At 71.9% G+C, this 19482-nt stretch carries 23 protein-coding genes and 1 riboswitch; of the genes, 9 read left to right on the plus strand and 14 right to left on the minus strand.

The genetic code is table 11. The features are described from left to right. Nucleotides 1-21: 21 nt before the first annotated feature. Complete coding sequence (locus tag QFZ82_RS07140) at nt 22-465, minus strand: SsgA family sporulation/cell division regulator (RefSeq protein WP_307712320.1); 444 nt, start codon at nt 463-465, stop codon at nt 22-24. 135 nt (nt 466-600) lie between these two features. On the opposite strand from QFZ82_RS07140, the gene QFZ82_RS07145 reads away from it, so the two are divergent. The 4 genes from QFZ82_RS07145 (at nt 601) to QFZ82_RS07160 (ending at nt 3771) form a co-directional block, all read left to right on the plus strand. Next, entirely contained in the window at nt 601-1977 is a 1377-nt protein-coding gene (locus QFZ82_RS07145; protein WP_307712321.1) for a hypothetical protein, read from the plus strand. Then, nucleotides 1974-2348, plus strand: a complete 375-nt coding sequence (locus QFZ82_RS07150; RefSeq protein ID WP_307712322.1) for a hypothetical protein — start codon at nt 1974-1976, stop codon at nt 2346-2348. The genes QFZ82_RS07145 and QFZ82_RS07150 overlap by 4 nt, the downstream gene beginning before the upstream one ends. Before the next feature lie 44 nt (nt 2349-2392). Further along, complete coding sequence (locus QFZ82_RS07155; RefSeq protein ID WP_307717650.1) at nt 2393-3178, plus strand: MFS transporter; 786 nt, start codon at nt 2393-2395, stop codon at nt 3176-3178. Between the two features lie 221 nt (nt 3179-3399). Continuing rightward, the gene (locus tag QFZ82_RS07160; protein WP_307712323.1) at nt 3400-3771 is read left to right on the plus strand and encodes a DUF488 domain-containing protein; all 372 of its coding nucleotides are present in this window, start codon (nt 3400-3402) and stop codon (nt 3769-3771) included. 94 nt (nt 3772-3865) lie between these two features. Here QFZ82_RS07160 and QFZ82_RS07165 read toward each other — a convergent pair whose 3' ends face one another. Then, nucleotides 3866-4381, minus strand: coding sequence for a DUF309 domain-containing protein (locus QFZ82_RS07165; protein ID WP_307712324.1), 516 nt, complete (start codon nt 4379-4381; stop codon nt 3866-3868). A 154-nt stretch (nt 4382-4535) separates the two neighbouring features. Between QFZ82_RS07165 and QFZ82_RS07170 the strand changes: the two genes are divergently transcribed. Together QFZ82_RS07170 and QFZ82_RS07175 are read left to right on the plus strand one after the other, a co-directional pair. Continuing rightward, entirely contained in the window at nt 4536-5063 is a 528-nt protein-coding gene (locus QFZ82_RS07170; protein WP_307712325.1) for a helix-turn-helix domain-containing protein, read from the plus strand. 472 nt (nt 5064-5535) lie between these two features. Beyond that, nucleotides 5536-6732, plus strand: coding sequence for an acyl-CoA dehydrogenase family protein (locus QFZ82_RS07175; protein ID WP_307712326.1), 1197 nt, complete (start codon nt 5536-5538; stop codon nt 6730-6732). Nucleotides 6733-6811: 79 nt separating this feature from the next. Here QFZ82_RS07175 and QFZ82_RS07180 read toward each other — a convergent pair whose 3' ends face one another. The 6 genes from QFZ82_RS07180 to QFZ82_RS07205 all read right to left on the minus strand — a co-directional run bounded on the left by QFZ82_RS07180 (nt 6812) and on the right by QFZ82_RS07205 (nt 12252). Beyond that, on the minus strand, nt 6812-7381 hold the full coding sequence (locus QFZ82_RS07180) for a GAF domain-containing protein (protein WP_307712327.1): 570 nt from the start codon (nt 7379-7381) through the stop codon (nt 6812-6814). Continuing rightward, nucleotides 7378-7992 (minus strand): ATP/GTP-binding protein, encoded by a 615-nt coding sequence (locus tag QFZ82_RS07185; RefSeq protein ID WP_307712328.1) that lies wholly within the window; start codon nt 7990-7992, stop codon nt 7378-7380. Before QFZ82_RS07185 ends, QFZ82_RS07180 begins: the two co-directional genes overlap by 4 nt. Next, complete coding sequence (locus QFZ82_RS07190; protein WP_307712329.1) at nt 7970-8341, minus strand: DUF742 domain-containing protein; 372 nt, start codon at nt 8339-8341, stop codon at nt 7970-7972. Before QFZ82_RS07190 ends, QFZ82_RS07185 begins: the two co-directional genes overlap by 23 nt. Before the next feature lies 1 nt (nt 8342). Beyond that, a complete protein-coding gene (locus tag QFZ82_RS07195) occupies nt 8343-8777 on the minus strand; it encodes a roadblock/LC7 domain-containing protein (RefSeq protein WP_307712330.1) in 435 nt (144 codons plus the stop codon). A gap of 7 nt (nt 8778-8784) precedes the next feature. Next, nucleotides 8785-10629, minus strand: a complete 1845-nt coding sequence (locus tag QFZ82_RS07200; protein WP_307712331.1) for a sensor histidine kinase KdpD — start codon at nt 10627-10629, stop codon at nt 8785-8787. Between the two features lie 375 nt (nt 10630-11004). Further along, nucleotides 11005-12252: an MBL fold metallo-hydrolase gene (locus tag QFZ82_RS07205; RefSeq protein ID WP_307712332.1), complete on the minus strand. Its 1248-nt coding sequence runs from the start codon at nt 12250-12252 to the stop codon at nt 11005-11007. Between the two features lie 251 nt (nt 12253-12503). Between QFZ82_RS07205 and QFZ82_RS07210 the strand changes: the two genes are divergently transcribed. After that, nucleotides 12504-12734 carry a hypothetical protein gene (locus tag QFZ82_RS07210; protein WP_307712333.1) on the plus strand — a complete coding sequence of 77 codons (231 nt, stop codon included), beginning with the start codon at nt 12504-12506 and terminating at the stop codon, nt 12732-12734. Between the two features lie 75 nt (nt 12735-12809). Then, the gene (locus QFZ82_RS07215) at nt 12810-13427 is read left to right on the plus strand and encodes a TetR/AcrR family transcriptional regulator (protein ID WP_307712334.1); all 618 of its coding nucleotides are present in this window, start codon (nt 12810-12812) and stop codon (nt 13425-13427) included. A 51-nt stretch (nt 13428-13478) separates the two neighbouring features. Here QFZ82_RS07215 and QFZ82_RS07220 read toward each other — a convergent pair whose 3' ends face one another. Both QFZ82_RS07220 and QFZ82_RS07225 read right to left on the minus strand, forming a co-directional pair. Then, nucleotides 13479-14270, minus strand: coding sequence for an SGNH/GDSL hydrolase family protein (locus QFZ82_RS07220; protein ID WP_307712335.1), 792 nt, complete (start codon nt 14268-14270; stop codon nt 13479-13481). A gap of 177 nt (nt 14271-14447) precedes the next feature. Further along, nucleotides 14448-15347 (minus strand): M23 family metallopeptidase, encoded by a 900-nt coding sequence (locus QFZ82_RS07225; protein ID WP_307712336.1) that lies wholly within the window; start codon nt 15345-15347, stop codon nt 14448-14450. Between the two features lie 4 nt (nt 15348-15351). Then, nucleotides 15352-15508: riboswitch (cyclic di-AMP (ydaO/yuaA leader) on the minus strand. A gap of 760 nt (nt 15509-16268) precedes the next feature. On the opposite strand from QFZ82_RS07225, the gene QFZ82_RS07230 reads away from it, so the two are divergent. After that, the gene (locus QFZ82_RS07230) at nt 16269-17081 is read left to right on the plus strand and encodes a tyrosine-protein phosphatase (RefSeq protein WP_307712337.1); all 813 of its coding nucleotides are present in this window, start codon (nt 16269-16271) and stop codon (nt 17079-17081) included. A gap of 18 nt (nt 17082-17099) precedes the next feature. Here the strand turns inward: QFZ82_RS07230 and QFZ82_RS07235 are convergent, their stop codons facing one another. From QFZ82_RS07235 to QFZ82_RS07250, 4 genes are all read right to left on the minus strand, one after another. Beyond that, complete coding sequence (locus QFZ82_RS07235; protein WP_177147433.1) at nt 17100-17273, minus strand: DUF6126 family protein; 174 nt, start codon at nt 17271-17273, stop codon at nt 17100-17102. Between the two features lie 14 nt (nt 17274-17287). Then, nucleotides 17288-17875 carry a helix-turn-helix domain-containing protein gene (locus tag QFZ82_RS07240; protein ID WP_307712338.1) on the minus strand — a complete coding sequence of 196 codons (588 nt, stop codon included), beginning with the start codon at nt 17873-17875 and terminating at the stop codon, nt 17288-17290. Between the two features lie 74 nt (nt 17876-17949). After that, nucleotides 17950-19344, minus strand: coding sequence for an aspartate aminotransferase family protein (locus QFZ82_RS07245; protein ID WP_307712339.1), 1395 nt, complete (start codon nt 19342-19344; stop codon nt 17950-17952). A gap of 3 nt (nt 19345-19347) precedes the next feature. Next, nucleotides 19348-19473 (minus strand): hypothetical protein, encoded by a 126-nt coding sequence (locus tag QFZ82_RS07250; protein WP_307712340.1) that lies wholly within the window; start codon nt 19471-19473, stop codon nt 19348-19350. Between the last annotated feature and the right edge of the window lie 9 nt (nt 19474-19482).

The following is a 19482-nucleotide window of genomic DNA, read 5'->3' on the forward strand; positions in this document are numbered from 1 at the left end:
TAATGCCGCGATCTCGGTGGTTCAGGGGGTTGCCGGGACGACCAGCCGCTCGTCGCCGGGCGGCACCAGCCGCATCGTCCGCTCCAGCCAGGCCGTCAGCGCCATGGCTGGAGCCCGTAGCACGGTGTTCCCGTCCGGCGCCGACAACAAGAGGCAGATCGCGCTGCGCTCCTCGTGGACGGTGGCGGGCCAGATCCGCACGTCGCCCTCGCCGCTCGGCCGGTACACCCCGTCGATGAGCAGGTCCCGCCCGAACGTCCAGCTGACGGGGTCGGGCGTGTCGATGTGGAAGGCGATGTGCACGGCGTACGGATCACTGACGCGGTAGACCAGTCGGGTCGGTACGGTCACCGGCGTGCGCGCGGCCGACCGGGCGCCGAGCACGAGCTCGAACTCCAGCTCGCGCTCCACGACCGTGCGCGCATCCGGCGCATCCTCCCGGAAACCGTGCGTGCGTGCAGGCACTTGGCGAGCTCCTCACCCATGCGTGCGGTCTTCTGACGAGGAATCAACGGGACCGCACGCGGCCTGGATAGCGTCCGTCGGCGGCAGGGTCGCTTAGACCGCTTAAACCGGACCCGGAGCAGAACGGAGTGCTGTGTGCGCCCCAAGAACGAGCGGCTGGCACGCGCCGTGCGCGAGTCCGGCTACAGCTACGCCGAGCTCGCCCGCCAGATCCGCGTCCTCGCCGCCGAGAACGGCACCCCCGTACGCACGAACTCCTCCGCCGTCGCCCACTGGATCGCCGGCATCCGGCCGGGACGCGTCACCGCCCAGCTCATCGCCGAGGCCCTCTCGCGGCGGCTGCCGCTGCCGGTGTCACCGGTCCAGCTGGGCCTGCTGACCTCGCCCGACGCCGACGACGACCCCCTTCCGCGGCCCGGTGACGACCGCGACCCGCTGGAGGTCCTCGACGCCCTCACCGCGGCGGACATCGACCGCAGCCCCTGGTCCCGCACCGTCCCCTACAGCGTCGTCGCCGCCGCCCTTCCCCTGGCAGCGGGCGCACCCCCCACGGAGCCGGGAGGCGCGGGGCACGGCACCGGCACCGCCGGAGAGACGGAGGTGGCTGCCGTGCGCGAGATGACCCGGCTGTTCACCGCCGTCGACGAGCGCTTCGGCGGGCAGCACGGACGCGCGGCGCTGGTGCAGTACCTCAGAAGCGACGTCGCCGCGCTGTGCCGCGCCCGCTTCCGGACCGGGGAACTCAAGCGGCAGATGCTGTCGGCCGGGGCGTGCGCGGCCTACCTGGCCGGCTGGAAGGCGTACGACGCCGGTGAACAGGGACTCGCCCAGCGCTACTACCTCCAGGCGTACGCCCTCACCCGCGAGGCGGACGACGAACTGCACGGCGCTTTCGTCCTGCGCGTCCTCGCCCACCACGGCATGGAGGTGGGCCGCCCGGAGCACTCGCTCGACCTCCTCGACGAAGCGCTCCGGCGCGTGCGGGGCCGTACGGACCCGGCGACCGAGTCCCTGTACGTCGCCACCCGCGCCCGCGCGCTCGCCATGGCCGGCCGGGGCAAGGAGGCCGTCGCGGAGGCGGCGCGCGCGGCCCGGCTCGTGGACGGCGCGGACGAGCGGGAGATGCCGTTCTGGGCGGCGCTGTGGGGATCGGCGAGCGCCTGCGTGGGCAACCACACGGCCAAGGCAGCCGAGCACCTCGGCTCCTACGACGTCGCCGAACGCCACTTCAGCCAGTCCGTGTGGAGCCGCCCCGGCGGCGATCACCGGCGCATCATCGCGCTCAGCGTCGCGCACACCGGGAGGATGCAGTGCCGGCAGGGCCTGGTGGAGCAGGCGTGCGCCACCTGGGATCAGGCGCTGCAGCTGATGGACGGGGTGCGCTCCACCCGCATCACGCGCGCGGTCGCCGGAATGCGGCGCGAGCTGGCCCCGTACCGGCAGCGCAGGGTGCAGGCCGCCGTCGAGCTCGAGGAACGCGTGCGGCTGTGGACGGCCGAGGAGGACGTGTGAGCATCCGGCAGCCGACCGAGCGCCCGGTACGGACCCCGGCATCCGTCAACCGGGTCACGAGCGCGGCACTCGTCGGCACGGTCATCGAGTTCTACGACTTCGCGCTCTACGCCACCGCCGCCGCGATCGTGTTCGGCCCCGTCTTCTTCCCCGGCTTCGCCCCGGCGGCGGCGACGCCGGCCGCGTTCGGGACCTTCGCCACCGGCTTCGTGGCGCGCCCGCTCGGCTCGGTCCTCTTCGGCCACATCGGCGACCGACTGGGCCGGCGCGTCGTCCTGCAGTCCCCGGTCCATTCGCCTCCGATCCCCAGCCCCTGGACGAAGCGGAGGACGACGAGGCAGACGGGCGCGGCGACACCCAGCTCCCGGTAGCGGTCCTGCTCGCCGGCGAGCACGCGCCGGCCGGCCGCCGCGGACTGTGGGCCTCGTACCCCCAGACCGGCCCGGCGATCGGCTTCCTTCTCGCCAACGGCTGCGTTCTCGCGCTCTCGGCGGCTCTCACCGAGGATCAGTTACTGGCCTGGGGCTGGCGCGTGCCGTTCTGGTGCGCGGGGCTCCTCACCCTGATCGGCTTCCTCCTGCGGTCCAGGATCGCCGAGACGCCGGTCTTCCAGGGGCTCGCGCGCGACGACGCCCTCGCCCGCTCCCCCCTGCGGACCGTCCTGCGGCGGCACCCTAGTCGCGTCCTGCTCGTGGCGGGTGCGGTCACGTGCACGTACGCGGTGCACTACACGGCCACCGCCTGGGCGATGTCCCACCTCGCGGGCCGCCCGGGCTTCACCGCCACAGGGACGCTGCTGTGCCTGATGGCGGCGATGACCGTGATGGCCGCCGCGACTCCCGTCGCCGCCGCGCTCGGCGACCGCTACGGCAGGCGCACCCTGAGCATCGCGGGCTGCGTGGCCATGGGCGTCACCGCCGTGCCCTATCTGGCGCTGCTGGGAACCGGCGGCCTGGCGACCCTGTGGGCCTGCACGACCGTGACGCTCCTCGCCCTGATCACCATGCTCGGCGTGCAGGGCGCGTACATCCCGGAGCTTTTCGCACCAGGGCTGCGTACGTCGGGGACGGCGGTCTCGTACAACCTGGGGGCCGTGCTCGGCGGAGCGCTCACGCCCCTGATCAACAGCAGGCTGCGCAGCCGACGGGCGACGGCGTGCCCTGGGCGGTGGCGGCCTACCTCGTGGGGGTGTGCGTGGTGAGCCTGCTGTGCCTGCTGCGGCTGCCGGACACCCACGCCGAGGAGCCCGCCTGACGCACGGGGCGCCGGGCGGGTTCGACGGGCGGGGCCGGTGCGGCGGGGCGGAGTGCGGCGGTCGTCGGGCGGTGCTGTTTCCCGCGCTCGGGATTCGGCGCGGATCCGGCGTGGACCGTACGGCCACGTTCCGCTGCGTCCTGGCGGCCGAGCGGTGACCCTGGAGGAATGCAGCGACGTTCCGACAGGGTGAAGGTCCGCCGGGTCTACGAGACGCCCGACCCGGACGACGGCGTGCGCGTACTCGTCGACCGGCTCTGGCCACGCGGACTGGCCAAGACCGAGGCCCGCGTCGACGAATGGCCCAAGGCGCTCACACCGTCGACGGAACTGCGCCGCTGGTACCACGGCCCCGACGGGACGTACGAGGAGTTCTGCAGGCGCTACGAGGAGGAACTCGCCGAGCCCGAGGCGGCCGAGGCCCTGAAACGGCTCAGGGGCCTCGCGGCCGACGGACCGCTGACCCTGCTCACAGCGGCCAAGGACCCGGACGTCAGTCATGCGTCGGTGCTGCTGCGCCTGCTCCGCGGGCGCCGCTAGCCCGCATCCCCCACGCCGGCCCGGGACCGCACCCCTGCCCGTCCGGTTGACCGCACCGCGTCCGGCCGGACCGTCGCGTGCCGGGCCTCGTACGTCACGTGCCGGGGCGCGGCACCCGGTCCGCCGGACCACCTGTCAGTTTCGGGGCCTCGGCCACCGGGTCCACGGGGCCCGTAAGGGCGTCCGCCAGCTCCCGGGCCCACCGAGCCAGGCCCGGAGCGTCGATCCCGTACGGTCCCTGGTACGGCGTGATCCGCTCCGCTCCGCGCAGCAGCAGCCGCGCGCCGCCCGTGGTGTTGCCGCGGGCGGCGTGTGTGAGGCCGACCGCCAGTTGGGCGAGCCCCCGCCACAGCTCCCGTTCAGCGGCAGGGCCCGACTTCCAGGCGTCCTCGAAGACCTCGTGGGCGTGGAACGGCATACCCGCGTCCAGCAGCCGTTGCGCCTCGGCCACTGTCTCGGGGCCGGTGCGCCGCACGCCCTCGGGCTGTCGCTCCACCCCCGGGGCGCCGTACGGGAGGGGGCGCCCGAGGCCGTCGCGGGGCCGGGCACTGCGGGCGCGGCCCTCGGCGTCGCGGTCGCGGCGGGGCCCGGCACTGCGCTGCTCGTCCATACGGCGATTGTCCCTCGCCCGACCGACGCCCTCGGCCGCGGCACTCAGGCGCCGGAGCCCGCCGCCGGACGGGGGTGCCGCCGCAGGAGCCACGCCCGTCGCCGCCGGCGGGTGCGACGCCAGGGGGGTGAGTTGGATGTGGCAACCTAGGAGCATGAAGGCACCGACGCCCGGGGACGGACCGGCCGCCGCGCTCACCATGGACTCGCGCGGCAGGCCCTGCTCGATCGCCGTCTCGCTGCAGGCGGTCGGAGAGAAGTGGGCGCTGCTCGCGGTCCGGGAGATCAGCTTCGGCAACCACCGCTTCGGTGCGATCGCCCGCAACACCGGCGCCCCGCGCGATGTCCTGACCGCACGCCTGCGTCACCTGGAGGCGGTGGGCGTCCTCACCCGCCGCCGGTACAGCGAGCACCCGCCCCGGTTCGAGTACCACCTCACCGACGCGGGCCGCGACCTGCTGATCGTGCTGACGGCGCTGCGCGACTGGGGCGACCGCTGGCTCGTGGACGAGCCGCCCGCCGTCTTCACCCACTCCTGCGGCGAGGAACTGGACACGGTCCACAGCTGCCGCCACTGCGGTGCCGAGGTCTCCCCGGACGACCTGCGCCTGACGGTGCGCAGCCCGGGCTGGGACCGCGGCGGCCCGGTCGCGGCGGATCCGCCCGGCGGCCCCGCGGAGTGATGTATCGGCCGCGGGCAAGGCCGAGCACCACTGCTTGGTGATCGAAACTCACGGCACGACACTGTTGAATTTCCGGAGCCACGCAAAAGCCGTAACGGACAAGGTCGGATTTCGGTCCTGTTGGGCGCTGTATCGATCACGCAGGTGTTCCCCAATAGCACTCCTGTGCACATCCGAGGTATCCCCCGCGGCGATTTCAGCCCACGCCTCCGCGTCTTTGCCGCTGGCATGTGGCAGGAAAAGGTCCAGGGGGAATGGTCCCGAGCAGCGACGGAGAGGGGCTGTACCCACAGCTCATATCTCCAATCAAACGTCAACGCTCTGAATTTCCGCCAAACTTGGCATCGCCCTTGTTACGGTCGGGAAGGGTCAACAGGCTGAAGTGGTCGGCCTGTTCGGAACGGGGCCACTGCCGATGCACCACCTGCTCGCACAACCGCGCGAACAGGCGTTACGCGGAGGGGAGCTCGCGATGGACGGTTATTTCGCCAGTCGACTGCATCACCAGCTGCGCGCCCAGGTGAGGGATTTCGCCGAACGGGAGGTGCGCCCGCGTATTCCGGCCATGGAGGCGACCCGCGCGGTCGACAGGAACCTCTCCCTGCTGATCGCCCGGCAGGGCTGGCTCGGCGTCACGATCGGCGCCGACTACGGCGGCATGGCCCTCGGCCACCTCGCCAAGACCCTCATCATCGAGGAGCTGTCCCGGGTCAGCGGAGCGATGGGCGCCATGGTGCAGGCGTCGCAGCTCGGCGTCGCCAAGATTGTCCATTTCGGCGACACCGAGCAGAAGAAGACCTGGCTTCCCGCGATAGCCGCCGGCGAATGCCTGCCGACCATCGCCGTCACCGAGCCGGAGTCCGGCGGACACGTGCTCGGCATGAGCGCCACCGCCGTGCGCGACGGCGACGACTACGTCCTCAATGGCCGGAAAGTATATGTGGGCAACAGCCATGTCGGTGATCTGCACGGCGTCGTGGTCCGCACCGGTCCGGGCTCGCACGGGCTGACCGCCTTCCTCGTCGAGTCCGGCCGGCCGGGGTTCCGCATCGGCGAGCAGAAGCCGACGATGGGACTGCACGGCTTCAGCTTCGGCGAGCTGTTCTTCGACAACTGCCGCGTCCCCGCCGCGAACCGCCTCGGCGAGGAGGGCGACGGACTGTCCGTCGCGTACTCCTCCAGCGTGCTGTACGGGCGCGCCAACCTCACTGCCGTGTCCCTCGGCATCCACCAGGCGATCCTGGAGGAGACCACGCGCTTCTGCGAGCAGCGCCACCGTTACGGCAGGCCGCTGCACGAACTACCGTCCGTCAAGCTGAAGTTGGGCACGATGCAGTCGCGGCTGATGACCTCACGGCTCGCCGCGTACCACGCGGTCCACCTGCTCGACGCGGGCATGTCCTGCGACGCCGAGCTGATGAACGCCAAGCTGGTGAACGTGGAGTCGGCGATCGACTCCGCCCGCAACGCCATGGAGATCCACGCCGCCGCCGGGCTGTTCACGGACCGACCCATCGAGCGCTACATGCGGGACGCGCTGCACATGTTCGCGCCCGCGGGCACGTCCGACGTCCAGCTGCTCCGCCTGGCCGAGGTCGCGCTCGGCACGGCGAAGGGCCAGTGGTCACAACGGCTGTCGGACGCTGTACGGATGGCGCCCACCGGCTGAGGCGCGCGCGAGCGACAGCGCGGAGGGCGGTTCCTGGGGCGACACGCCCCGGGGCGCCCGCACACCCCGGGGGCCCGCCTCAGATGCTCCCGTCCTCCCGCCGGTGGATCTGCTCGATCAGCTCCGCCGCCAGGGACTTGATCGTCTCGAGCCCCGCCCTGCCCCACGGACGCGGTTCGGTGTCCACCACGCAGATCGTGCCCAGGGCGATCCCCGTGCGGTCGATCAGCGGCGCGCCCAGATAGGAGCGGATGCCGATCTCGTCGACGACTGGATTGCCCGCGAAACGCGGGTAGTCGCAGACGTCCTCCAGGACGAGCGCCTTGCGCCGTACGACCACATGCGGGCAGTAGCCGTGGTCCCGCGCCATGAACCGGCTGACCTCGCCGCCCGTCGCGGCTGCCCCCAGGTCGGTGCCGCTGTGGGTGCCGCCCGGTGTGTGCAGCCCGGCGAAGAATTGCCGTTTCTCGTCGATGAAGTTGACCATCGAGTACGGCGCGCGGGTCACCTCCGCGAGCTTGTGGGCGAAGTCGTCGAAGGCGGGGTCGGGCCGTTCACCGAACCCGAGCTGGCGCAGGCGCTGCACGCGGGCGGGTGCCTCGCGGTCGACCGGGGTCAGCAGCAGATGGCCGGTGGGGTCGTACGTCATGTCGGTGCTCCATAGCTCGGTGCCGGGGCGGGCTGGGCGGTGGTGGTGAGCAGATGCTGGACGAGGGTGACCAGGGTCGCGATCCCGGAGCCGGCGACCCGCGCGTCGCACAGCACGACCGGCACCTCCGGCTTGAGGTCGATCGCCGCCCGCACCTCGTCGGGCTCGTAGCGGTACGCACCGTCGAACTCGTTGACGGCGACGACGAACCCGATGCCGCGCCGCTCGAAGAAATCCACCGCGGAGAAGGACTCCTCCAGGCGGCGGGTGTCGGCGAGGACGACCGCTCCGAGCGCGCCCTCGGAGAGTTCGTCCCACATGAACCAGAAGCGCTCCTGGCCCGGTGTGCCGAAGAGGTAGAGCACGTGGCGGGCGTCCAGGGTGATCCGGCCGAAGTCCATGGCGACCGTGGTCGTCGTCTTGGCCTCGATGCCGTCCAGGTTGTCCGTCGCGGCGCTGACCTGGGTGAGCAGCTCCTCCGTGCTCAGCGGATCGATCTCGCTGACCGCTCCGACGAACGTCGTCTTGCCCACTCCGAAACCGCCCGCGACCAGGATCTTGAGCGCGGTCGGAAACAGGTCGGCGGCTTCAGAGCCGTCGTCGTAGGCCATCGAGCACCGCCTCCAGAAGTGATCGGTCCGTAGGTGTGTCACGGGTGCGCGGCGCCCGCGCGGTGACGGCGCCGCAGTCCACGAGGTCGGACAGGAGCACCTTGGTGACGACGGCCGGCAGTCTCAGGTGCGCGGAGATCTCGGCGACCGACGTCGGCCCGTGACACAGTCCGAGTGCCATGGTGTGTTCGGGGCCGAGGTGTCCCTGCGGCGCCGATCCGGTGGCCATCACCAGACTGAGCAGATCCAGCGCCGTCGTCGGCCGGGTGCGGCCGCCGCTGACCGTGTACGGACGGATCAGCCGACCGGCCGCGTCGTCCAGCAGCGGCCCCTCCTTGGGCGCGGGCATGTCACTGCCCCGCAGTGCTCGGCACCCCCGCGGCCGTTCTGGGCGGCGTGACCAGGTACGGCCGTACGCTCTTGACCAGCATCGCCATCTCGTACCCGAGCACGGCGGCGTCGGCCTCGCGTCCGGCGAGCACGGCCAGACAGGTGCCGGAGCCGGCCGTGGAGACGAACAGCAGGGTGGAGTCGAGTTCCACGACCACCTGGCGCACCTCACCGCCGTCGCCGAAGCGGGCGCCGGCGCTGCGGCCCAGCGAGTAGAGGCCGGAGGCGAGGGCGGCCATGTGGTCCGCGCTGTCGTTGTCCAGGCCGTGCACGGATTTGACCAGGCCGTCGGAGGAGAGCAGTACAGCGTTGCGGGTGTACGGCACTCGCTGTACGAGGCCGCTGAGCAGCCAGTCGAGGTCCGAGACGTGGCCGGACGGCACATCGCTCGCCATGGTGCATCTACTCCTTGGTGGTGGTGTCCTGGGGGTGCAGGTCGGAACGTGCCGGGGCGGTCGGCGGCTGCGAAGCGGCGAGGCCGATGCCGCGCTGGAAGGCGGCCATCAGCCCCGGGTCGTGGAGGGCCTGGTCGTCCTCCTTGCGCGGCGCGGGGGCGTCGCGCAGTTGCGGGACCAGGTGCTCCTGACTGCGGCGCTTGGGGAGTTGGGGGCGGCCCATGGTGTCGCGCACCGCGTGGGGGCGCAGCGGGTCGACGTCGGTCTGCCGGGGGTCCGCGACCGGTTCCTGGTGGGACGGGGTGTGGCCGTAACCGGGCTGGGCGGCGGCCGGGTGGGGTCGCTCGCCGTGCTCGCCGCGTACGGGGAGGGGTTCGAGCCGGTCCGAGACCCGGACCGGCTCGCGCTGGGCGGGCATCGGCTGCGGCTGTGTCCGGGGCTGCGGGTGCGGTTCGGACGGGAACCGTGTCAGCGGATGCGGATCGGCCGGCGGTTGGGCGTCGGTCCCGGCGGGCTGCGGCCGAGGGATCGCCGGGGACTGCGGGAGCTGGGGCGGTGAGGTGGCCGCGATGCGGGGCCCGGTGGAGGTCTGCTCCCCCTCGTTCTGCGCGAGTCCGCCCGGTTCGGCGCCGAGCAGGCCCTGCGGCAGGACGAGGACGGCCTGCACCCCGCCGTAGATGTTGGACTGCAGCCGTACGGCGATGCCGTGCCGGCGGGCCAGCGCGGAGACCACGAACAGGCCAATCCGCCCGTCCTGCAGCAGGTGCGCGACGTTGACCTGGTCGGGGTCGGTGAGCAGGGCGTTCATCTTGTCCTGTTCCCCGAGGGGCATGCCGAGGCCTCGGTCCTCCACCTCGACGGCGAGCCCGGCCGTGACGCGCTGGGCACGCAGCAGGACCTGGGTGTGCGGCGCGGAGAACAGGGTGGCGTTCTCGACGAGTTCGGCGAGGAGGTGGATCACGTCGGCGACCGCGTGCCCGCGCAGCGTGCCGTCGACCGGCGGTACCAGCTTGACCCGCGGGTACTGCTCGACCTCGGCGATCGCGGACCGGAGCACCTCGGTCATGGTGACCGGGTTCGACCACTGGCGGCGGGAGATGGCGCCGCCGAGGACGGCCAGGTTCTCGGCGTGCCGGCGGATGCGGGTCGCGAGGTGGTCGACGTGGAACAGGCCCTTGAGCAGCTCGGGGTCCTCGACCTCGTTCTCCAGCTCGTCGAGCAGCTGGATCTCGCGGTGGACGAGCGACTGGAGCCGCCGGGCGAGGTTGACGAAGACCTCGACCTTCTGCTCGTTGCCGACGCTGCTGGAGAGCCGGGACGCCTGGACGACCGCCGCGACGGCGGCGTCGTGCGAGCGGGCCAACTCGTGTGCCAGCAGGTCGAATTCGTCCGCCCCGGGCGCCGGGGGCGCGGGGTCGCGGCGGGGCGGGGGGCCTTCGCCACGGCGAAGTCCGTCGACGACGGTGCGCAGTTCGGCCTGTCCGCGCGCGGTGGTGCGGCGCAGTGTGGAGGCGCGGTCGAGCAGGGACTTGGCCGTGCGGTCGGCGCCCACGGCGGCCGCTGCCACGGCCGTCACGGCGAGTGCGGCCATGCCCAGGAGTACGGCCCACAGGGCGAGGGTCGGTTCGGGGGACGCGACACGCAGGGTGAACAGCACGGCTGCCGCGCCGCTGAGGGCGGCGGCTACCGTGGGCAGGACTGCGGAGCGCAGGAGTTGGGGTCTTATGCGGGTTTCCGGCGGCGTCGAGGTCCGCGACCGCCCCGGCGAGGACAGGGTGCGGGCGCCTGGCCGGCCGTGACGCCCGCCCTCTCGGCGGTCGGACCGCGCGGCGGGTGCGCGTAGTTGAGACATCAGCGTCCTTGGTACGTGGGGCCCCAGGAATCGGCGTACTGCGGTTGGGCGACGTCGGTGCGCGGCGGGCCGAGGGCACACGAAGGGGAGCCCACCGTGGGTCACCGGCCACACACGGTAGTCGCGGAGCAGTCGCGTACGGCGGGCAGTTGGGAAACTTCCCCGCCGTGCGTCCCGCTCTGGTATGAGGGCTCGTACGCCAGCCCGAAAACACGGGTCGACCCCGCTGCCGCGGGGCGGCAGCGGGGTCGACAGTGATGATCATGGCTGGATCCGGCCGTTCCGATCCGGCCGCCGCAGGGTGCGGCCGACGGATGCGGTGCTGCGCGGGCCCGCTCCGGCTCCGGCTCCCGCTCCGGCTCCATGCGATTCGCGTCAGCGGGAGGACGCGGCCTCCGGGGTGCCGCCCGGGTCCTTGCCGGCCGCGGGAGGCGCCTGCGGGGCCGTGACGGCCGATGCCGTGACCGCGGCGGCGTCCGTCGCCGCGGTCCAGCCTCCGGCCGGAGTGGCCGCCACCGTGCGCCACCACAGCGCGGACGGCACGTTCGCCGCGGTCGGCTCGAAGGGCTCACCCGGGCGGGGCAGCGCGACGGCGGCTCCGGCGCCGGCCGCGGCCGTGACGGTGCCCTCGGCGGGCTCGGCCCACGGGTGCGGCGCCAGGTTGAACGTGCCCCAGTGGATCGGCAGCATCACACCGGACGGCGTACCGCCCTGGAGGTCCAGGTGGGCCCGCATGCCCTCGGCCGGTGTCATGTGGATGTCGGGCCAGTACTCGGAGTAGGCACCGATCTGGATCATGGTCGCGTCGAACGGTCCGTGCTCCGCCCCGATGTCCGCGAAGCCGGGGAAGTATCCCGTGTCGCCGCTGTGGTAGATCCGGTGCTCGGGGCCCGCCACCACCCAGGAGGCCCAGAGGGTGTGCTGCTGGTTGCGCAGTCCGCGCCCGCAGAAGTGGCGAGCCGGTGTGGCGGTCAGCCGGATGCCGTGGACCTCGGCCGACTCGTTCCAGTCGAGCTCGCGCAGCCGGTCCGGGGACACGCCCCAGCGCTCCAGGTGGGCGCCCACGCCGAGCGGGACCGCGAACACGGTGTCCGTGCCGGCGAGTGCCCTGATGGTGGGCAGGTCGAGGTGGTCGTAGTGGTCGTGGGAGATCACCACGACGTCGAGGGTGCCGAGAGCGGCGAGCGGCGCGGGCACGGGATGCAGCCGCTTGGGCCCGGCGAAGGGGAAGGGGGAGCAGCGCTCGCCCCAGACGGGGTCGAAGAGGATCCGGCGGCCGTCTATCTCCGCCAGGACGCTGGAGTGGCCCATCCAGGTCAGCCGCAGCCCGGAGGGAGGCGGCTCGGCGAGATCGGCGACGGTGGCGGGGTGCACGGGCACATGACCGACCGGGGTCCGGCGGGCCCGCGCCTCCTTCTCGAAGTAGATCTTGGCGAATTCGACCATGGAACCGCCGGAGGGCCTGGTGCGCGCGCCCACCGGGTTGCGGAAGGAGCCGTCGGCGAAGTTCGGAGAGTGGCGGATTCTCGCCATCCGCTCCCCGGCCGGGTCGGCTCCGAAGGCGGCCGGCCTGAGTGAACGCAGCCGGGCTCTCAGCGAGTGGGGGGAACCAGCGCCGGTCACGACACCTCCTGATGATCGGGGGCTTCTTCATTATGTGCGGGCACGCACGTCACGCCGGGTGTCCTGCGCTGCGTCCGATCCGTCATGACGGGCAACGCGCACCCCGGCGCCGGTGTTCCTGGCCCCTCCCCAGCTGGTGCATGGACTTCGGCCACTGGGAGAACCGGACGCGCGGGATGGACGCGCGCAAGGTGCAGGACGTCCCCGTGTGGCGGGACAGCGACGTCTAATCCCCGCGGGAGCGGGATGTCATGGAGTACGCCGAGGCGATGACCGCGAATCCCCTGGAGGTGACCGACGAGCTGACCGGGCGCCTGCTCACGGCGCTGGGCGAGGAGGCGTTCGTGGAGCTGACGGCGATGGTGGCGGTGGAGAACCTGCGTTCGCGCATCAATGCGGCACTCGGCCTGACCAGCCAGGGTTTCAAGGACCACTGCGAGATCCCGGCCGCCGCACGGTCCGCCACCGGAACGGCGGCCTGAGCCCGGACCGCCGGATCCCCTTCCGCCTCGGCAGGAAGGGGATCCCGCCCAAGATCGGCTGTGTAGGGTGACGCCGTGGCCAGGATTCGGTTGAACGTGTCGGAGCGGCGTGAGGAACTGCTGAACGCGGCTGTCGAGCAGATCGAGCAGCGGGGCGTGGCGGCCGTGCGGATCGCCGATGTCGCCTCGTCCCTCGGCGTCTCCAGCGCCCTGGTGCTCTACCACTTCTCGTCCAAGGAACAGCTGGTCGCCGCGGCGTTCACGCATGCCGCCGACGCCGACCTGGCCCACCTGCGCAAAATCCTCGGGCGGCGCACCTCCGCGCTGCGCCGGCTGCGGACGGCCGTCCGCTGGTACGCCCCGACCGGCCAGGCCAAGGGCTGGCGGCTGTGGATCGACGCCTGGGCCGCCTCCCTGCGCGATCCGACCCTGCGCGAGGTCGCCCGCGCCCTCGACCAGCAGTGGAAGGCGGCGCTGGCCGAGGTGATCGCGGAGGGCGCGGAGGCCGGGGAGTTCCCGTGCGAGGACCCGGCGGCCGCGGCCTGGCGTCTGACGGCGTTCCTCGACGGGCTCGCCGTGCAGATGACGTCGTACGCGGGGTCGCTGACCCGTGCGGCGATGCTGCAGTGGACGGACGAGGCGCTGGCCCGCGAGCTGGGAGTGGACCGCGAGGCGCTCACGGCGTCCCGCTAGCCGGGGCGTCGGCGCCCGGGGCGCGTGCCCCGGGCACCGTGCCGCCTCGGCTCAGAGCGGCAGGAGGTCCGGGCGCTTGGCCGCCACATGGTCGCCGGAGCTCTCGCCCCGCAGTCGCCGGCCGATCCACGGCACCAGGTACTCGCGCGCCCACTGGATGTCGTCGCGCCGCACCTCGAAGGCACCGCGCGGCGGGAGCGGCGGCCAGGGCTGGTCCGGGTCGGCGGGCACGTCGAGACCGAGCACCTGGGCGGCGCGCAGGGCGACGCGGGTGTGGCCCTCGGGTGACAGGTGCAGCCGGTCCGCGTCCCACGCACGCCGGTCCTGAACGGACTTGAGCGACCACAGGTCGAGGACGGGGCAGTCGTGGCGGTCGGCGATGGCCCGCACGTGCGCGGTGTACGTGGCGATCTTTCCGCGCAGATGACGCAGGACCGGCACGTCCCGGGTGTCGAAGCCGGTGGTCACCATGACCGTGCCGACCGAGCTCTTGAGGTCGGCGACGGCCCGCTCGAGCCGCTCGGCCACGTCGTCCGGGTCGCTGCCCGGCCGGATGATGTCGTTGCCTCCCGCGCAGAACGTCACCAGGTCGGGGGCGAGTTCCTTGGCCCTCGGGACCTGCTCGTCGACGATCTGGTCGAGGAGGCGGCCGCGTACGGCGAGGTTGGCGTACCGGAAGGTGTGCTCCGGCGTCAGGTCGGCGAGCAGCACCGCGAACCGGTCCGCCCAGCCGACGTACGTCCCGTCGGGACCGGGGTCTCCCACGCCCTCGGTGAAGCTGTCACCGATCGCCGCGTACGACCCGAATGCACCCGTGTTCTCTGTTCTCGAATCGTCTGCCACGGGAGCACATCTTTCCTTTACGGATGTGACCTACGCGACCGTAAGGAGGGGTTGACGAGAGGTGATCTATGCCACCTGTCAAGTTTCCGTCAAGCCGGAATACGCGGAATCCCCCGCTCCGCCGCCGGACGGAACGAGGGATGCGCGGCCGGCGGCCCAACGGGCCGCCGGTGTACGTCAGATGGAGACGCCGTGCTGGCGCAGGTAGGCCAGCGGGTCGATGTCCGATCCGTACGACGGGCTGGTACGGATCTCGAAGTGCAGGTGCGGACCGGTGGAGTTGCCGGTGGAACCGGACAGACCGATCTGCTCGCCGCCCGCAACGCTCTGACCGCTGGAGACGGACAGGGACGAGAGGTGGGCGTACTGCGAGTACGTGCCGTCGCCGTGCTGGATGACGACCTCGTTGCCGTACGAGCCGCTCCAGCCGGCCGAGACGACGGTGCCCGGACCGACGGACTTCACGCTCGTGCCGCTGCCGGCGATGAAGTCGACGCCGGTGTGGTAGCCACTGGACCACATGGCACCGGACGCGCGGTACGGCGTGGAGACACCGCCGCCGACGGGGGCGGTCCAGCCGGAGGACGCCGGGGCGGCCTTCTCGGCGGGGGCCTTTGCGGCGGGAGCCGCGGCGGCGGGGGCCGCGGCCCGCGAGGCGTCGCGCGAGGACCGGGACGTGGACTCGGAGCGCGGCTCCGGGTCCTTCTTCGCCTTCGACTTCGCGTTGATGGTCAGTTCAAGACCCGGGTGGATCAGCGCCGGGTCCGCACCGATGGCACGGCGGTTGTCGTTGTAGAGCTTCTTCCAGCCGCCGCGGACGTTCTGCTCGTCGGCGATCTTGGCAAGGTAGTCGCCGGCGACGACGGTGTACGTCTTCGGGGCCTTCGCCGCGGCCGGAGCGGCCGCGGCGACCGAGGCCGGAGCGGCCTCCTGGGGAGCGGCGGCGGGGGTCGCGGCGTTGGCGCCGGTTGCGCCGAGCAGCGGCAGGGCTATGGCGGCGCTGCCCGTACCGGCGGCGACGAGGCCGCGAGTGAGGGGGTTGACCTTGGGACGGCGGTGCTTACCCTTTCCGGGCATGGCGCATTCCTCTCCGGCGCCTGCGAGGTGAGCTGTCGGGTTCGGGCTGGAGATGCCCGTTCGCGCTGGTTGCGCGAATTAACCCCGAGCCGTCCGAATTCTCCGGATACGGCGTACTACCTGGGTCCCCCGCTCCTGCCACGCGTGGGTGGGTTCGAAGTCCGGTCGGCGGCAGGATTAGGCGGTCCGTCCGGATTGAGCGTGACCGTAGGCGAGTCCACCGGGCGGAACAAGCCGCGAATTTCCCCCGGCTTTCCCGGTCGCGATTTCCGGGCCGCCCCACTCGTCACCCTCCGTGGACGAGTGACAGTCAATTCCCTTGCTGACCACGGAATTGAGTGGGGGAAAGCAGGCACGTTCCGTCACGAATATGATCCTGCTCACGAGCCGTGCCCCATCTACCCCACAGACGGGGCACGTTATCCGCAAAGGCTCAATTCGGACAGAAGACACAAATAATCGCCTAAGCGTGCACTTGCACACCAAGCGCCGTCCGCAACGCCCGACTTCGTCCCCTGTCGCCGCGCGGCCGGTGACGGAGCCCCTCACCGCCCGCTTCCGGTCACCCTGAATTCAGCCAAGCCGCATCCCGGAGAAACACCACGCGAATGACAGCAGGCCCCTTTCACGCAAAGGGAATCGGGCCGGGCCGCCACACTCACCGGTTTTCGATCACGGCGCCTGCCATTCACGCGGAGCCCGGGTGCGTCGTGCGCGGATGCGTCGTGCGCGGATGCGTCATGCGCGGGTGCGCCCGCGGGCCCCGGCCCTCATGACGGTGCCGGGGCGGCCGGTTCCGCCACGCCCGCGGACGCGGAACGCATCACGACCGACATGATTGCCCGATGAACCTGTGCCGTATCGTCGGATCCCGCCATCGTCGGCGACCGGCGCCGACGGCCGTCGCCTGAAGGAGTCCACGTGACGCAGCAGCTGCCGCAGGCCCCGTCGACCGAACCCCGGCTGGCCGGAGTGCGAAACTTCCGGGACGTGGGCGGACTGCCGACCGTGGACGGCGGGCGCGTGCGGCACGGCAGGCTCTACCGCAGCGGGCACCTCGCGCACGCCACCGAGGACGACGCCGCCTTCCTCGCGTCCCTCGGGCTGCACACGATCTTCGACTTCCGCAATGCGGCGGACCAGCGGCTGGAAGGCCCGGACGTCGAGCTCCCGGGCGTGCGGAACGTGAATCTCCCGCTGAGCGACCCGGCCGACGGCGCGGAGTTCTGGAAGATGGTCCGGGACGGCAACCTCGACCAGCTGAAGTCGATCCTGGACGACGGCAAGGGCGCCGCCCGGATGATCGCCTCCTACCGGATGATCGTCAAGGAGCGGACCGCCGAGCACAGCCGCGTCCTGCACGCACTGGCCGAGGACAGCGTCCCGGCGCTGATGCACTGCGCGGCCGGCAAGGACCGCGCCGGCCTGTCGATCGCGGTGACCCTGCTCGCCGTCGGCGTGGAGCGCGAGGCGATCGAGGCGGACTACCTGAAGTCGAACGACCCGCACCGCCGCTACAAGATCAAGCGCGGCGACGACTCCCCCGAGGCCATGTCGGCGCAGGTCATGGAGCTGCTGAGCCCGCTGTTCGACGCCCGCGCCACCTATCTGTCCGCCGCGTTCGAGACGATCGACGAGACGTGGGGCGGCACCGAGCAGTACCTCTCGAAGGGGCTCGGGCTCTCCGCGACGACCCGTGAGCGGCTGCGCGAACGGCTCGTCGAGGAGGGCTGAGCCCGGGGTCAGGGCCCCCTACTGGTTCTGACCGCCCACGAGGAACAGCAGGTAGAGGAACGCGGCGACGAGGTGCCCCGCCACGAGGTAGGCGAACAGCCGGATGACCAGGCCGCGCGGGAAGCGGTCCTCACGCCTGTTCTCGGGCGTGTCCGGCAGGGGCTTGTCCAGGGGGTCCCATGTGGGCGTCATCACAACCTCCGGGGTCAGACGTGCGGGTGCGGATCGGGACTCTGCAGCAGGGTGTGCATGAAGAGCAGCTCCGCGCCCTCGGGCGTGGCGGCCGCGATGCGGTGCGGCGTGAGCGAGTCGAAATGCGCGCTGTCCCCGGGCGCCAGCTCGTGGACGGCGTCCCCGAGGCCGAGACGGAGCCGTCCACCGAGGACGTACAGCCACTCCTCGCCGGGATGCACCCTGATCAGATCGCCCTGGGCTCCGTACGGGACGACCACCCGCAGGGCCTGCATGGCCCGGCCGGGAGCGCCGACCTGGTGGTACGTCCAGCCGTCGGCGGACGCCGGTTCCCGGCGGCCGGCCCGGATGACCGGCTCGCGCTCGGGCGGAAGCTCGCCGAGGACCTCGGCGACCGTCGTACCGTAGATCCTGGCAAGGGCGAGAAGCATCGGCAGCGAGGGCTGCCGGTTCCCGGTCTCGAGCCGGGACAGATGGGCCGGGGACAGCCCGGCGCGCTGGGCGGCGGCCTCGAGGGTCAGCCCGCGCCGACGGCGCAGCTCGCGCAGCCGCGGCGCGACGTGATGGATCCCCTCCCCCGTCGGTGCGGCGGAAGTGGTCATGCGACCATTGCGCCAGGCTCTTGCCCATGAGGCAAGTTTCTTGCCTCTCAGGCAAAGGGCCACCGGGGGTGCGCTCAGCGGTTGGCCACGGCCTGCTTGACCAGTGTCCTGCCGAAGTCCCACATCAGGGCGCCGCCGTTGTGGGCGTCGTCCATGACAGCCGTGAACGCCGCCACGAACCGGTCCACCTCGCGCGCGCCGATGATCAGCGGCGGGATCAGCTTGATCACTTCCATGTGGTCGCCGGAGACCTGAGTGAGGATCCGGTGCCGCTGCAGCAGCGGGACCACGACCATCTGCGCGAACAGTCCCTTCCGGGCCGCCTGCAGCATGGCCCACCGGCTGCGCAGCCGCATCGACTCCGGGCGCCCGAACTCGATCCCGATCATCAGGCCGCGGCCGCGGACCTCCCGCATCAGCTCGTAGCGGTCCACGAGCGCCGCCAGCCGCGCCCGCAGCAGCTCGCCCGTCACCCGGGCGTTCGCCACGACCTGCTCGTCCTCCAGCACCGACAGGACGGCGAGGCCCGCGGCCATCGCCTGGGCGTTGCATCCGAAGCTGGCGGAGTGCGCCAGCACTCGGTCCATGGACGAGTAGACCTTCTTGAAGATCCAGTCCTTGGCGAGCGTCGCCCCCACGGGGATGTAGCCGCCGGACAGGGCCTTGGCGAGGCAGATCATGTCGGGCTCGACGCCCGCCTCGTACTGGAAGGCGTAGAAGTCGCCGGTGCGCCCGATGCCCGTCTGCACCTCGTCGGCGATCAGCAGCGCCTTGTGCCGGTGCAGCAGCTCCTGTGCGGCCCGCAGGAATCCCGGCGGGCTCGGCAGCACCCCCTTGCCCTGGATGGGCTCGACGATCAGACCAGCGACGTCGCCGCTCCGCAACTCGCGCTCCAGGGCGTCCAGATCACCGAGCTCGATCGCCGAGTCGGGCAGCAGCGGCTCGAAGCCCTGCCGGAATCCGGGCTCGCCGTTGACCGAGAGGGCCCCCGTGGTCAGCCCGTGGAAGGCGTGCGTGCAGTAGAGCATCCGCGGCCGGCCGGTGGCGTACCGGGCGAACTTCAGCGCCGTCTCCACCGCCTCCGTTCCGCTGTTGCCGAAGAACACGCGGTCCAGGTGCGGGGTGTGGGCGAGCAGCTTCTCCGCCAGCAGGCCCGGCAGCGGAGCGCAGTCGAAGCGGGTGAGGTCCGGCAGTGAGGCGTCGAGCACATCGTGCAGGGCCTTGCGTACGACCGGATGGTGACGCCCGAGGCCCATGACGCCGAACCCGGCGAGCATGTCCAGGTACTCGTGTCCGTCGGCGTCCCAGAAATACGCGCCCTCGGCCCGCTCGTAGATCTTGTCGAAGCCGATGGTGTGCAGCATGCGCGGAAGCTGGTGGTTGAGGTGACGGGCGTGCAGCTCGTAGCGTTCGGCCCCGCGCCTGGCCAGCAGTGTCGCCAGGTCGAAGCCCTCGGACGCCTCGGTCATCACTCAGTTCTCCTTGCCTGGGCCCTCGGCAGGCCGGCCCTGGGCTGCCATGGCGGGCGCCGGACCGAGGTCGGGCCCGGTGAGCGCCGTGAGGTCCCGAGGCCCCCGGATGTGTTCGCGGATCGACATGTCTGCCCC

The organism is Streptomyces sp. V4I23 (assembly GCF_030817975.1).
Lineage (GTDB): Bacteria > Actinomycetota > Actinomycetes > Streptomycetales > Streptomycetaceae > Streptomyces.

Excerpts from the sequence above, each read along its gene's own strand:
- QFZ82_RS07160 (WP_307712323.1), top strand. The coding sequence starts at position 3,400 with ATGCAGCGACGTTCCGACAGGGTGAAGGTCCGCCGGGTCTACGAGACG.
- QFZ82_RS07165 (WP_307712324.1), bottom strand. The coding sequence starts at position 4,381 with ATGGACGAGCAGCGCAGTGCCGGGCCCCGCCGCGACCGCGACGCCGAG.
- QFZ82_RS07170 (WP_307712325.1), top strand. The coding sequence starts at position 4,536 with ATGAAGGCACCGACGCCCGGGGACGGACCGGCCGCCGCGCTCACCATG.
- QFZ82_RS07175 (WP_307712326.1), top strand. The coding sequence starts at position 5,536 with ATGGACGGTTATTTCGCCAGTCGACTGCATCACCAGCTGCGCGCCCAG.
- QFZ82_RS07180 (WP_307712327.1), bottom strand. The coding sequence starts at position 7,381 with ATGACGTACGACCCCACCGGCCATCTGCTGCTGACCCCGGTCGACCGC.
- QFZ82_RS07185 (WP_307712328.1), bottom strand. The coding sequence starts at position 7,992 with ATGGCCTACGACGACGGCTCTGAAGCCGCCGACCTGTTTCCGACCGCG.
- QFZ82_RS07190 (WP_307712329.1), bottom strand. The coding sequence starts at position 8,341 with ATGCCCGCGCCCAAGGAGGGGCCGCTGCTGGACGACGCGGCCGGTCGG.
- QFZ82_RS07195 (WP_307712330.1), bottom strand. The coding sequence starts at position 8,777 with ATGGCGAGCGATGTGCCGTCCGGCCACGTCTCGGACCTCGACTGGCTG.
- QFZ82_RS07200 (WP_307712331.1), bottom strand. The coding sequence starts at position 10,629 with ATGTCTCAACTACGCGCACCCGCCGCGCGGTCCGACCGCCGAGAGGGC.
- QFZ82_RS07210 (WP_307712333.1), top strand. The coding sequence starts at position 12,504 with ATGGAGTACGCCGAGGCGATGACCGCGAATCCCCTGGAGGTGACCGAC.
- QFZ82_RS07225 (WP_307712336.1), bottom strand. The coding sequence starts at position 15,347 with ATGCCCGGAAAGGGTAAGCACCGCCGTCCCAAGGTCAACCCCCTCACT.
- QFZ82_RS07235 (WP_177147433.1), bottom strand. The coding sequence starts at position 17,273 with ATGACGCCCACATGGGACCCCCTGGACAAGCCCCTGCCGGACACGCCC.
- QFZ82_RS07240 (WP_307712338.1), bottom strand. The coding sequence starts at position 17,875 with ATGACCACTTCCGCCGCACCGACGGGGGAGGGGATCCATCACGTCGCG.
- QFZ82_RS07245 (WP_307712339.1), bottom strand. The coding sequence starts at position 19,344 with ATGACCGAGGCGTCCGAGGGCTTCGACCTGGCGACACTGCTGGCCAGG.
- QFZ82_RS07250 (WP_307712340.1), bottom strand. The coding sequence starts at position 19,473 with ATGTCGATCCGCGAACACATCCGGGGGCCTCGGGACCTCACGGCGCTC.